The sequence below is a fragment of the Allobaculum sp. genome, from assembly GCF_047010065.1.
In the GTDB taxonomy this organism is placed as follows: domain Bacteria; phylum Bacillota_I; class Bacilli_A; order Erysipelotrichales; family Erysipelotrichaceae; genus Allobaculum; species Allobaculum fili.
Genome location: NZ_JBKXLD010000070.1, coordinates 1 through 12,083 on the forward strand (window position 1 = coordinate 1; position 12,083 = coordinate 12,083).

13 protein-coding genes are annotated in these 12,083 nt (G+C 51.7%); 2 read left to right on the forward strand and 11 right to left on the reverse strand.

Translation table 11 applies throughout. The features are described from left to right. Positions 1-36: 36 nt before the first annotated feature. The 8 genes from dxs to truB form a co-directional block, all read right to left on the reverse strand. Positions 37-1,899, reverse strand: coding sequence for a 1-deoxy-D-xylulose-5-phosphate synthase (gene dxs, locus ACLUYS_RS07005; RefSeq protein WP_412659460.1), 1,863 nt, complete (start codon positions 1,897-1,899; stop codon positions 37-39). An 88-nt stretch (positions 1,900-1,987) separates the two neighbouring features. Further along, positions 1,988-2,848 (reverse strand): polyprenyl synthetase family protein, encoded by an 861-nt coding sequence (locus tag ACLUYS_RS07010; RefSeq protein ID WP_288338885.1) that lies wholly within the window; start codon positions 2,846-2,848, stop codon positions 1,988-1,990. Further along, positions 2,838-3,095, reverse strand: a complete 258-nt coding sequence (gene xseB, locus ACLUYS_RS07015; RefSeq protein WP_230267415.1) for an exodeoxyribonuclease VII small subunit — start codon at positions 3,093-3,095, stop codon at positions 2,838-2,840. The genes ACLUYS_RS07010 and xseB overlap by 11 nt, the downstream gene beginning before the upstream one ends. Before the next feature lie 151 nt (positions 3,096-3,246). Next, positions 3,247-4,674, reverse strand: coding sequence for an exodeoxyribonuclease VII large subunit (gene xseA, locus ACLUYS_RS07020; RefSeq protein WP_230267414.1), 1,428 nt, complete (start codon positions 4,672-4,674; stop codon positions 3,247-3,249). Further along, positions 4,671-5,246 (reverse strand): transcription antitermination factor NusB, encoded by a 576-nt coding sequence (gene nusB, locus ACLUYS_RS07025; RefSeq protein ID WP_230267412.1) that lies wholly within the window; start codon positions 5,244-5,246, stop codon positions 4,671-4,673. The genes xseA and nusB overlap by 4 nt, the downstream gene beginning before the upstream one ends. Positions 5,247-5,291: 45 nt before the next feature. Further along, complete coding sequence (locus ACLUYS_RS07030) at positions 5,292-5,621, reverse strand: Asp23/Gls24 family envelope stress response protein (protein ID WP_230267410.1); 330 nt, start codon at positions 5,619-5,621, stop codon at positions 5,292-5,294. A gap of 14 nt (positions 5,622-5,635) precedes the next feature. After that, positions 5,636-6,616 carry a bifunctional riboflavin kinase/FAD synthetase gene (locus ACLUYS_RS07035; protein ID WP_412659461.1) on the reverse strand — a complete coding sequence of 327 codons (981 nt, stop codon included), beginning with the start codon at positions 6,614-6,616 and terminating at the stop codon, positions 5,636-5,638. Further along, the gene (gene truB, locus ACLUYS_RS07040) at positions 6,613-7,566 is read right to left on the reverse strand and encodes a tRNA pseudouridine(55) synthase TruB (RefSeq protein WP_412659462.1); all 954 of its coding nucleotides are present in this window, start codon (positions 7,564-7,566) and stop codon (positions 6,613-6,615) included. Before truB ends, ACLUYS_RS07035 begins: the two co-directional genes overlap by 4 nt. A 212-nt stretch (positions 7,567-7,778) precedes the next feature. Here truB and ACLUYS_RS07045 point away from each other — a divergent pair, with 212 nt between their 5' ends. Beyond that, complete coding sequence (locus tag ACLUYS_RS07045) at positions 7,779-8,522, forward strand: tRNA 2-thiocytidine biosynthesis TtcA family protein (protein ID WP_230267405.1); 744 nt, start codon at positions 7,779-7,781, stop codon at positions 8,520-8,522. 238 nt (positions 8,523-8,760) lie between these two features. On the opposite strand, the gene ACLUYS_RS07050 is transcribed toward ACLUYS_RS07045, so the two are convergent. Further along, entirely contained in the window at positions 8,761-9,483 is a 723-nt protein-coding gene (locus ACLUYS_RS07050) for a YebC/PmpR family DNA-binding transcriptional regulator (RefSeq protein ID WP_230267404.1), read from the reverse strand. Positions 9,484-9,800: 317 nt separating this feature from the next. Here ACLUYS_RS07050 and ACLUYS_RS07055 point away from each other — a divergent pair, with 317 nt between their 5' ends. Beyond that, positions 9,801-10,199, forward strand: a complete 399-nt coding sequence (locus ACLUYS_RS07055; RefSeq protein WP_230267402.1) for a Spx/MgsR family RNA polymerase-binding regulatory protein — start codon at positions 9,801-9,803, stop codon at positions 10,197-10,199. Positions 10,200-10,306: 107 nt separating this feature from the next. Here ACLUYS_RS07055 and amrS read toward each other — a convergent pair whose 3' ends face one another. Continuing rightward, a complete protein-coding gene (amrS, locus tag ACLUYS_RS07060) occupies positions 10,307-11,122 on the reverse strand; it encodes an AmmeMemoRadiSam system radical SAM enzyme (RefSeq protein WP_412659463.1) in 816 nt (271 codons plus the stop codon). Beyond that, the coding region (amrA, locus tag ACLUYS_RS07065) for an AmmeMemoRadiSam system protein A (protein ID WP_412659464.1) at positions 11,119-12,083 on the reverse strand (965 nt) is incomplete at its 5' end. The genes amrA and amrS, both read right to left, overlap by 4 nt.

Here is a 12,083-nt window from a genome sequence, read left to right on the forward strand (position 1 = left end):
CGGGTGCGCGTCTGCAGTTATTTGGTCAGATACTGATCAAGACGCATGATCTTTCAGCCTTTCCATTAAATCGTCGAGCGAAATGTGCTGCTCCTTTTTGAGCTGTTCCACGCTTCCCTGCTCAATAAAGCCATCCTTTAACGTCAGCACATCGATATCTCGCTTATAGTCAGAGGCTCTGGCCTGAATCTGCATCGCCAGTCCGCCTTCGTACGAATCCGTTTCATAGACGGTAATCGGCTTGCCGGATTCAAAGAGCTTTTTGAGCAGATCGTCATCGAGCGGTTTTAAAAAGCGTGCGTTAACAACCATCAGGGACAGATTTTCCTGACGAGCCCGGTCGAGAATACGATCGACGTCCGGACCGTAGGCGATCACGATCTGATCGGCTGGCCGATCCCCAAACGTTGAATACACCGTCCACGTTCCAGCGGGAATGAGCGCGAGATGCTCCTTTGGCGTAAAGGGTACTTTTCCACGCGGATAGCGGATAAACCAGGGCATATTCTGATGGAAGCCCGAATAGAGGAGATCCTGCGCTTCGAGCGCATCCTTTGGCTGGCACAGAACGATATCAGGAACGGTCGACAAAAAGGCGATGTCGTAAATGCCCTGATGCGTATCTCCGTCCGCGCCGACCAGACCGGCGCGGTCTATGCCGACAACGACCGGCAGATGCATGCGTGCGGTATCGTGCAAAACCTGATCGTACGCTCTCTGCAAAAAGGAACTGTAAATCGAAAGAAACGGGTGCAGACCGCCGGCAGCCATTGCCGCCGTCATCGTCATGGCGTGTTCTTCCGCAATGCCGGTATCGAAAAAGCGATCCGGATAGCGGCGGGCAATGGGCAGCAGTTCGCTTCCAGTCGCCATGGCCGGGGTAACGACGGCCAGCTTGGGATCGAGGGCCAGAAGACGCATGAGCGTGCGCGCGATCGCTTCCGACCAGCTTAAAACGCCGGGAACCGGTGCGGCCAGCGGCTTTCCGGTATACACATCAAACGGACCGACGCCATGCCACAGACCGATCGTATCGTTTTCGGCCATGGGATAGCCTTTTCCCTTTTTCGTAATAACGTGCACCACGACCGGTTCATCTTTTTCTCTGGCCGTCTGAAACGCGGAAATGAGTGCGCCGATATCGTGGCCGTCCACCGGTCCGATGTAGTTGAGATTAAACTGCGAAAAGAGCGGCGCGTCGACAACGGCCTGCCGGACCATGTCCCGGCTGCGCTTGAGAAAATGCAAAATTTCCTGTCCGGCTTCAGAGCTGGAAAGCGACTGACTGAGATCCTTTTTCGTATCCCGGTACACTTTCGACGTCCTAAGACGAGTAATCGATTTTTCCAGTCCGCTGTCGTTAGGCGAAATGGACATCGTATTGTCGTTAAAGACGATAATCATCTTGCGGCGCTGGCGGCCCAGATCGTTGAGCGCTTCGAGCGCCATTCCCGATCCGATCGCGCCATCGCCGATTACGCTGACGACTTCGTAATCCTGATGAAGCAGATCGCGGGCTGCCGCAAAGCCGAGCCCCGCCGAAATGGACGTCGAGGAATGGCCGGCTTCCCACGGGTCTGCCGGACTTTCTCTGCGTTTCTGAAAGCCGGAAAGGCCGTGAAACTGGCGCAGCGTGGAAAACTGATCGGCACGGCCGGTCAGAATTTTATGCGCATACGACTGATGGCCGACATCAAAAATCAGCTTGTCTTTCGACGCATCAAAGACGTAGTGGAGGGCGATCGTCAGTTCGACGACGCCGAGGTTGCTGGAGAGATGGCCGCCGGTTTCCGAAACGGAATACAGCAGAAACAGCCGGATCTGACGCGCCAGAACTTCCATCTCCTTCAGGGAAAGTCTGCGCAGATCGTCACAGGTTTTCAGCTCGGTCAGATTCATCACAACACTCCTTTCCCTTATCGCCTGAAGGCGTATTCTAAGAGTTTTTTGAATTCGTTTGTTTTTCAGGCCGAAGCCTGATTTCGGATCAGTGAGTACGATGGCGAATTTCATCAAAAAGTTCGCGCAGAGTCTGATCCTGCAGACCGAGCGCATCCAGCGTACGATCGATTTTCGCGTAGCATTCTTCGATTTTGCGCGTCGCCTGATCGATTCCGTACTGCGTCAGGGCGGTCGCTTTGTCATTGCGCGTATCCGAAAGGGACTTGCCCATCTTCTCTTCGGTACTCGTCATTTCCAGCAGATCATCCTGTAACTGGAAAAGAATGCCGAGTTCCCTGCCGATTTCATCCCACGCGTCCAGATCTTCTTCATGATCCGCAATAAGAGCGGCTGAACCGAGCGGCAGCTGAAAGAGACAGCCGGTTTTGAGCGTTTCAATGCGCACGAGCTGCTCCAGGCTTTCGTCATCCGAAGCCGAACTCCACAAATCGAGATCCTGTCCGAGACACATGCCATTGGCGCCGGCTTTCTGCGCCATCAGGCGGCAGAGTGCAGCTGCATCTTTTGGATTTTCCGCCTTTGCGGCCATTTCAAAGGCCAGCGTCTGCAGGGCATCGCCTGCCAGAAGGCCGACATCCGTTCCAAACAGAATGTGTGTGCACGGTTTGCCGCGGCGCATCCTGTCGTCGTCCATTTCCGGCATGTCGTCATGAATGAGCGAGTATGTATGCATCATTTCAATGCCGCACGCCATATCCAGACCTTTTAAGGGATCCAGACCATACGCCTCAAGGGCCGCAAAGAGCAGCAGCGGACGAAGCCGCTTGCCGCCGCCAAGCAGGGCGTACCCCATGGCTTCCTGAATCCGGGACGGTTCTAAAGCGGCAATGCTTTCGTCCAGGCGCTTTTCCAGCACCTGTTTACACGTTTCCAGTTCAGGCTTCATGGACGTCTCCTCGATTGGCCTGAGCGCTCAGCTGATTCATTTCCATCTGGAACTGATCGAGCTGCTGCGAGCAGAACTGTGAAATCTGAAGGCCTTCCTTGTAAAGAACAAGCGCGGTTTCCAGATCGAGATTGGGATCGTTGAGCTGGTTAACAATTTCTTCCAGGCGCTTCATGGCTTTCTGAAAGCTCATGGGCTGACCCTGGGCATCGAGCGGTGCCGGGATCGCTGTCGTTTTTTGAACCATGGCAGTATGGCTCCTTTCTGTATGGGAAACGAAACGATTCGATCCAGAGGACTGAACCGAATCTTCCGGTTACTGTGCAAAGACGTTTGGTTTAAACGCTATTTTCAGAAATTTTATGTCCTTTGCCGCCTGGGATGAACCCAGGCGTTTTTTACTGATCCGTGTCCGGCGCTTCGCCTTCCGTTTTCAGATCCGGTGAAACCGACTGAACCACGGATACAGCCGAGCCCCTCGCAAAGCGGATATCAAGCGAATCGCCGGCTTTGAGCGAATCGGCCGAAGAGAGAACGTGTCCGTTCTGGCGGACGATGGAAAAGCCGCGTTCAAGCGTACGCTCTACGGAGAGCGCCTGCAAAAGCGCGTCCAGTTTATCAAGCGCACTGCGGCTGCGTTCATAGTGCCAGTCCATGGCTTTTTCCATTTTCTGCACGTTCTGGCCGATCTCATTTTGCATCAGAGTAATGCGATGAACGGGCGCTGCAAAATAGAGCGCGGACGTCGTGCTCGACAGCCGGTTTTTCTGCGTGCGCAAAAGATTTTCCATTTCGACCGGCAAAAAGGCTGAAGCTTTTTCCAGACGGCTTTGCGCGCTGGACAGAATGGCCGCAAAGGCACCGTTAAGCTTTTGAATCTGCACATTGAGGGGTGCTCTTCGCGTTTCCAGATAGCCCTGCACATTGGACAGGGGCGAAGAGCCGACCAGATACAGGAGATTTTGCCGGCTGACCTGAAGCAGGCGGCGTGTCCGCTCTTCCATCTGGCGCGTGAGCACATCCAGTCTGGCCCGTACTTCGTTCTGATCGGGCGTCACCCACTGCGCCGCGGCTGTTGGCGTCAGAGCACGATGGTCGGCGGCCAGATCGGCCAGCGACGTATCGATTTCATGGCCGATGCCCGTGACGGTGTACGTTTTCATGGCTGCGAGCGTACGGACGATCTGCTCGTCGTTAAAGCAGAAGAGATCTTCAAAGCTTCCTCCGCCGCGAATGAGCAGAACGGCATCCATGCCGGCCGCATCGGCTTCTTTGAGCGCCGCAACAATTTTGGGCGGGGCGTCATTTCCCTGCACCGGTGCGGGAAACAGGGTGGCCTGAAGCATCGGCCAGCGCAGACGGATGGTTTTCAGGGCATCCTGCAGGCCGGCGGTCGTCTTGCCCGTTACGATCGCGATTTTATTGATTTCCTCGGGTCTTGGCTTTTTGCGGCCCTGATCAAAAAGACCTTCGGCAGCCAGTCGTTTCTTGCGCTCTTCAAGCTGCAGATAGAGCGCGCCGATGCCGCCGAGTTCTACATGGTCGACATTGAACTTCAGCTGACCGCGCTTTACGTAAAGATCGAGCGTTCCATGAACAAGGACAGCCATTCCGTCCTCGAGAGTAAATCCTACCCGGCTCGCATTCGAGCGCCAGAGAGTACAGGAAAGCTGTCCTTCTTCATCCTTAAGATCAAAGTAGCAGTGGCCGCTGACATAGCGAACGTTGGAAAGTTCGCCGGAAATCATGACGCTGTCCGTATGGACTTTCGACGTCAGAAACTGACTGACCAGCGTGACCAGCTGGGAAACTTTTATAGTTTTCATTTCAGCGAATCAAGAATCGCATTCACCATTTTGGCAGAACCGGGCTCGCTGTACTCCTTGCAAAGCGTGATCGCTTCGTTGATGACCGCAGGTTTCGGGGCGATTCCTTCCAGAATTTCCTGCGTGCTCATCAGAAGGATGGCCTGTTCAATAACCGGCATGCGGTTCCAGGTCCAGTCCCTGCGCAGCTTGGAGGAGAGCAGCTCGATGTATTCGTCCTTGTGTTCCATAGTGCCGATGGAAAGCTCATACAGGTAGCCGTCAATGGCGTTATGGCCATGAAGCAGATCAAAGAGCGCCTTGCGGATATCGGTTCCGACGAGCAGATTCTGATAGATCGCCTTCAGCGCGATAATGCGCATCTGGTGACGGTTAAACGGGATGCCGTATTTCAGCATGAGATCGGTGCTCAGCGGAATTTTCTGTACGAGCGCTTCCTGAATTTCCACAGGAATTTCGTCGAGTCGATCCTTGATGGCGTCATAAATAAACGGAGAGAGATTCGAAAGTCCTTTTTCGAGTTCTTCCGGGCTCATCGGCTCAACATCGGCCAGGGTCTTTTTCTGTTTCATAGTGTCTTGTATTCCTTTCAAAAAAAGGGAAATCCGCCGATTTCCCTAAAAGATAAATCCGACGACCTGAATCTCAATCGATTCTGGTTTGTAGTCGGTCATGTATTCAATGCTTTCGTAAATCTTGTTCTGCAGGGCCGCGCATAAATCCGTAACATTGGCATTTACGCCAAGCCGAACGGGAATGGAAATATACAGTTTTCCGTCTTCAATCCAGGAAAGCTTGTCGGCATGGAATACTTTGGAGCTTTCTGCGACTTCAACGTCTTTCGATTCATCAATCACATTGCGGGCGATTGCAGAAAAAACGGAACGGTTGTATACGATCGAGCCGTACTGGTCCGTTACTTTCATTGCACTAGTTTGATTTGACATAATTTCACCTGACTTCACGGTTCAAGTATACCATCGAGCCCATCCAAACTCCATAAATTAACTGTATGGTCCAGACGGGCATCCGGCAACGCTAGTGCCTTTAAAGATGCCTTCTCGTCCCGCCTGAGCTGTTCCTTTAAATCTTCTACGCTCGCAAAGCGGATTTCTGAACGCAGGCGCCTGGCGAACAGAAAGCGCACTTTTTTGCCATAGAGGGAGCCGGAATAGTCAAACAGATGGGCTTCAATCGTCTTTTCCCGGTTGTTAAACGTCGGATTGGTGCCGACATTGATCATCGCCTTGTACGCGTGATTCTTTACGAGAACATACCCTGCGTACACGCCGGAAGCCGGGCAGAGCTCTTCTTTGGAAAAGGAGAGATTGGCGGTCGGAAAGCCAAGCTTGCGGCCGCGCTGAAAGCCCGATTCCACCGTGCCTTTCATCGTGTACAAATAGCCGAGCAGTTCGCCGGCTTCTTCCACATTGCCTTCGCGAATCAGCGCTTCGATCCGGCTGGAGGAAATTTTTTCTTCGTGATCGCTGATCTGTTCGATCACATCGACCGGAAGACCGCTGTCCTTTCTGAGCGTTTCAATATTGCCGCTTCCCTTTTTCCCGTACGTGTAGTCAAAGCCGCAGACGACTTCTGTAATGTTCAGATCCTTTAAAAACTGATGGAACTGTTCGTTGGAAAGGCCCGCGAATTCCCGGGTAAAGTTCACGATGTAAAAGCAGTCGATGCCCATCGACTCGAGAATCATCGCCTTGTCTTCGAGATCGCTTAGATGATGCAGATCCGCATTCGGCTTCAGCACCTGCCAGGGGTCCGGATCAAACGTCAGGACGGCACTCTGTATTCCGGCGGCTTTGGCTTTGGCTATCGCCGCCTCCATCAGCTGCCGGTGTCCTCGATGGACGCCGTCAAAATAGCCAAGGGCGCAGACGCTTTTCTCTAAAGCCGGAATCTGATCGAATTCTATGCGTATGCTTTTCATTGCCAGAGCCCCCTTGTACAGGAAAACAGATCCCGGTCCCTGAATTTTCGCGTATAAATGGCGAGAACTTCGTTTCCGTCCATCATCAGAACCTGATCGTATTCGCTTTGAAAATGGATCGTTTTTCCGTTTCGAATATCGCCCGGTGTTTCGTAATCGACTTTGGGCAGATCCAGGAGCCGGTCCATCGGATGAAGCGTATGTTCTGGTGCTTCTAAGTCTTCGGCTTCTTCAATCGTAAAGCCGTTGGCTTTTGTTCGCTGCAGGGCGCTCATTGCGGCGAGGTTTCCGCTCTTTTCGCCAAAATCCCGGCAGATGGAGCGAACGTACGTACCGGAAGAGCATGAAACCCAGAACGAGAAATCCGCTTTCTGAACGGATTCTCTTTCCTCCAGTTCGATCTGTTCATTTTGTTCCTTCTCAGCTGCTTCCCCCTCGGTTGCTTCTGTCTTTTCTTCAGAAGCAAGCGTCACGAAATCGTCCATCCATTGGGGCACATCCAGGGCACGGATATCGTAAATGGTAATATCCGAATACACTTTGGGGACTTCCTTACCTTCTCGCAGGTATTCATACAGCTTCTTTCCGTCCACCTTTTTAGCTGCTGCTTTGGGAACGAGCTGATGCTGCTCGCCTTTAAAGGAATCCAGAAGACTCTGCACATCAAAATCCAGAGTGACCGGGCGAATCGCTTCGAGCTTTCCGGTGATGTCATCGGTGTCATAAGAAGCGCCAAGTTCGCAGCGCGCGATATACTCTTTATCGGTATCTTTTAAAAACGGCAGAAGCTTGCAGGCTCTGCCGGCGAGAACGACCAGAACGCCGGAAGCCATGGGATCCAGAGTGCCGGCGTGGCCGAATTTTTTCTGTTTATATTGTTTACGAAGCCGGGCAATGACATCAAAACTCGTCATCCCCGCCGGCTTGTTGATTACAAGAATTCCATCCATACCGCTATTTTAAGCAATTCCGAACAAACATCAAAACAGACAGACCTGTCCCCTTTCCGCACCCTCCCTTCAGCCATTGCATTTGCGAAAAATTGCTGGTGACGTTTTCCATGCAGGAAAGCATTCAAGGGGCACATGCGACCTTGCCGTATGCCGCTCGGGCAGCCTGCCGTCTGTCTTTTCCCCGAAAGGTTAAACACAAACCCATATTTATGAAACTGCAGACTCTACTTCGAAAAATCCGCTTGGCCGATCAGGACTTTCGCCTGATTGAACCTGGCGATATGCTCGCCCTAGCTCTTTCTGGCGGCAAGGATTCCATGCTGCTGTGGCTGGCGCTGAGCATGTATCAGAAATTCAAGGGAAAGGATTTTTCCCTTTGCGCGATTCATATCGACGTCGGCTTTTCCAGCAAGGAAACCGAGCTCATGAAAGAATTCGCCGAGAAATACAATCTTGAACTTCACATTGTCGACACCCGCATTTTCGATATTTTAAATCTTCCCGAAAATCTGCAGGGCGATCGGATTTCCTGTTCGCTCTGTTCCACGCTCAAAAAAGGAACACTCATCGAAGAAGCCAAAAAGCTTGGCTGCAATAAAGTCGTCTTCGGTCATCATGCCGACGATGCGACGGAAACCATCCTGCTCAATCTCATTCACGGCGGACGCTTCGCCTGCTTCTCGCCCAGCCAGTACATGTCCAGAACGGACGTTACGCTCATTCGTCCGCTCGTCTACGCCACGGAAGAAGAAATCATCAAAGCGTGCCGGGACAATGAGATTCCTGCCGTGAAACCCGTCTGTCCAAACGACGGCCATTCACAGCGTCAGGAAATGAAGGAGCTTTTAAACGAGCTGTATGCACACTATCCGATGGCTAAAGAAAACTTTCAGCTTGCGCTGACCAACCGCAAGGAAGACCGGCTCTGGCAAAAAGTCGAAGACCAGAAGTAAAGCCGTACACTCCTGCCCTCAGGATCAGAGCTCAGTTCCATGCCGCAGGCAGAATATGCAGCAACACGCCGCAGAAGCGGAAATTTTCCCGTCTGCGTCGTGTTCCTTTGCTTCCGCTTCAACAATAAGCGGACAAACCATTCGAGCAATATAAAAACGGCTTTTTCAAGCCGAATTTCCGGACGCAGGCCGTGAGAATCCGATGGAAAAGCCGTTTAAACTCTGTTTTCCTTGAAAACTAGATATTGGATACGTTGTGGTAAACGTTCTGTACGTCATCGACTTCGTCAAGCAGAGTCAGCAGACGGCGGAACAGTTCGAGATCTTCGCCCTCGAGCTCAACGGTTTCGTTTGGAACCATGCGGCGTTCGAGAACTTCGTATTTTACATCCGGAATCAGCTTATCGATGGCTTCCTTGGCTTCATCGAGCTGAGTCGGATCGACCGTAACGGTCATGTAGCCGTCTTCCACTTCCACATCGCGCAGATCGATATCGCCTTCGAGCATGGCTTCCATCATGGCATCTTCGTCTTCAAACGGAACAACAATGACGCCGAGATCTTCGTAGCCGAAGGATACGGATCCGTTTACGCCCATTTTGGAATGGGACTTGTTGAAACAGGCACGCAGGTTTGCGATAGTGCGGTTGGCGTTGTCAGTCAGGCAGTCGACGATGATGGTGGAGCCGGCGCCGGCGCCGAATCCTTCGTAACGAGCTGCCGAGAAGCTTTCATCCGCAGAGGATTTTGCTTTATCAATGGCACGTTTGATGACATCGGAGGGGACGGAGTTAGCCTTGGCGCGGGCGATTGCCTTTTTGAGCGCCTGGTTCATATCGGGATCAGGGACACCGCTCTTTGCGGCCACTAAGATTTCTTTCGAGTATCTGGAGTATACCTTTGCTTTGGCGGCGGCAGTTTTGGCCATGGCTGCTGCACGCACTTCAAAATGTCTTCCCATAATTCATCCTTTCAAAAATTACTTTGTTAATATATCACTTTTTCGGACAGGTACAATCTGACCCGCCTCTTTGATCGTAGAAGATTCGAAAAAAGACGCTTATATAAAGAAGGAAACGATTCCCTTACGATCGTTTTCTGAGGGTGAATAAAACACTCTATCACACAATTTTCCGTAATTTAAAAATGCGGAGCGCTTTCATCTTTAAAATTGCGGTTTTTCAAAGTGAAATTTGAATCGGTCTTGTATCTTGCCTACCCTTTGGATAGGATTAATTCGCTGTTAAGAACTCTAAGAAAGGAGCTGAATTCAGCCGTATGAATAATACCGTATTGTTCTATACTTCCCCCGGCTGTTCAAACTGCCGAAAAGCCAAAAAATGGCTCGATGAAAATCATATTCATTATATTGAAAAAAACGTCTTCTCGTCTGATCTGACCGAGCAGGAGATTAAATATCTGATGGCCCGCTGCGAAAACGGAACAGAGGACATCATTTCTACCCGTTCCAAGACTTATGCTTTGCTTAACGGAAGAATTGACGATATGACGATCTCTGAACTGACCAGTTTCATCCACGAAAATCCGTCCATTCTCAAGCGTCCGATTCTTCTTTCCGAACGCAGCATGGCGGTTGGATACGACCACGACGAAATCACAGCCCTGATTCCCCGCCGCGGCAGAGGTCGCGACCTGGCCAATCCTTACGTTTACTAGATCATTTGTCACCCATTTTATAAACCGGATTCTTCTTACGGGAACCCGGTTTTTTCGTGTCTTTTTGAGATGATTTCTTTATCTGAATTTAATACTTAATTAACGTGTCAGACGTTGCCGAGAACGACCGTTTTCAGATATTTCTTCGCAGTATTCTGCAGTTTTTTCAAGGTTTCGATCGGCGTAGGGTCTTCTTTTTCGTGATAGCGGGGGAAATAACGACTGAGATGCAAAACGATATCCGGCGAAATCGAAGCGATCCATTTGGCCATGCGTTCCATATCCTCAACGGAATCGTTTTTTCCAGGAACAATGAGCGTCGTCAGTTCGACATGGGCCGCCTTAGCGGCTTTTTCAATAAAGCATTTGGTCATGTCCAGATTTCCGCCGACGTAGCGGTAATAGTCGTCGGTAAATCCCTTGAGATCGATGTTATAGGCGTCGATATACGGAAGCAGTTCATCGAGCACTTTTTCGGACGCATTTCCCGAAGTGACCAGGACGGTCTTAAGACCGTTCTCTTTGGCAAGCCGGGCGCTGTCCCGTACGAACTCGTAACCGATAAGCGGTTCGTTGTACGTAAAGGCGATGCAGATATTGCCGTACGGCACAAGAGAAAGGGCCTTGTCGACGAGCTGCTGCGGAGTTACCGTTTCACACTGCCCTTCCAGATCCTGCTGGCTGATTTCATGATTCTGGCAAAACGGACAGCGAAGGGAGCAGCCGTAGCTGCCGACCGAGAGAATCAGACTGCCGGGGTAAAAATCGACAAGCGGCTTCTTTTCAATCGGATCGAGCGCCGCGGAAGAAATGCGGCCGTAATTGCGGGGAACAATTTTACCGTTTCGATTTTCCCGCCCCTTGCAAAACCCGATCTGGCCGTCTTTCAGATCGCATTTCCGGAAGCAGACGTCGCATTTCATACGTGACGTACGACCTCAAAACGTTCCAGTTCGACATCGTCTGCATGCGCCGGAATGCCGGCTTTCTGCATGGCGATGGAAATCTGCTCGTCCACGCTGTTTACGCCTTCCAGATCCGGAAGCAGAACGCCCCGTTTATTACCCTGACGGACGATGACGCCGTACTTTTTCGGATCCAGCTGGTCTTTCGTACACGGTTCCGGTTTGGTCAGAACATCGACGTTAATGTCCAGGTAATCGAGTTCGTCAGGACGAACGGCTGGAAAACGCGGATCCGCGGAGCAGGCAGAAGCCGCATTGGCCGCGATTTCCGCGGCAATATTTTCATGAACCGGAGCAATCGTTCCGATGCAGCCGCGCAGGTTTCCAAATTCATGGATAGAAACAAAGACACCGGCACGGTCCTTTAACATTTCTTCGGGCAGACCGCTGTGGGCGGAAAGACTGACCGTCTTGCCGTCGCGAACAAACGATTCGATGTTCTTGCGCGCAAACCGAACGTAGACATCTTCTTTCATCCGCTTGGCGTGCCGTCTGGCTTTTAAGTCGTTTTCAATCGTTTCTTCCAGCTTGCGGCTTTCCTCTTCCTTAAGATGGGTATACGTGCAGATGCCATAGCCCACGCCAAATTCCGCGCTGTGCGCGAGGGCTTTCGACTCTGGCATCAGACCGTCTAATGCGCCGGCCATAACGCAGAACGGTTTCTGACCGCAGGACATGGCATCTTCGGCTTCGTTTTCCGGCATTTCTACGAGTGTCTTAAAATCGCCTTTGCCCATGACGTCCATGATTTTGGCATCATACACCGGACCGCAGGCTTTAAAGCCGTAGCTGGAGCCTTCCTTCTGGCAATGTGAAAGATCGCCGGAAGCGACAACCGCCACTTTCCGGTTCAGGTTTTTCGCCGCCTGGGCCAGAATTTTGCCGGCTTTGTAATGATCGAGCTGACTGGGTCCGCCAA

Bases quoted from the DNA above. Each gene is read 5' to 3' on its own strand.
- dxs (WP_412659460.1), bottom strand. From the start codon at position 1,899: ATGAATCTGACCGAGCTGAAAACCTGTGACGATCTGCGCAGACTTTCC.
- ACLUYS_RS07010 (WP_288338885.1), bottom strand. From the start codon at position 2,848: ATGAAGCCTGAACTGGAAACGTGTAAACAGGTGCTGGAAAAGCGCCTG.
- xseB (WP_230267415.1), bottom strand. From the start codon at position 3,095: ATGGTTCAAAAAACGACAGCGATCCCGGCACCGCTCGATGCCCAGGGT.
- xseA (WP_230267414.1), bottom strand. From the start codon at position 4,674: ATGAAAACTATAAAAGTTTCCCAGCTGGTCACGCTGGTCAGTCAGTTT.
- nusB (WP_230267412.1), bottom strand. From the start codon at position 5,246: ATGAAACAGAAAAAGACCCTGGCCGATGTTGAGCCGATGAGCCCGGAA.
- ACLUYS_RS07030 (WP_230267410.1), bottom strand. From the start codon at position 5,621: ATGTCAAATCAAACTAGTGCAATGAAAGTAACGGACCAGTACGGCTCG.
- ACLUYS_RS07035 (WP_412659461.1), bottom strand. From the start codon at position 6,616: ATGAAAAGCATACGCATAGAATTCGATCAGATTCCGGCTTTAGAGAAA.
- truB (WP_412659462.1), bottom strand. From the start codon at position 7,566: ATGGATGGAATTCTTGTAATCAACAAGCCGGCGGGGATGACGAGTTTT.
- ACLUYS_RS07045 (WP_230267405.1), top strand. From the start codon at position 7,779: ATGAAACTGCAGACTCTACTTCGAAAAATCCGCTTGGCCGATCAGGAC.
- ACLUYS_RS07050 (WP_230267404.1), bottom strand. From the start codon at position 9,483: ATGGGAAGACATTTTGAAGTGCGTGCAGCAGCCATGGCCAAAACTGCC.
- ACLUYS_RS07055 (WP_230267402.1), top strand. From the start codon at position 9,801: ATGAATAATACCGTATTGTTCTATACTTCCCCCGGCTGTTCAAACTGC.
- amrS (WP_412659463.1), bottom strand. From the start codon at position 11,122: ATGAAATGCGACGTCTGCTTCCGGAAATGCGATCTGAAAGACGGCCAG.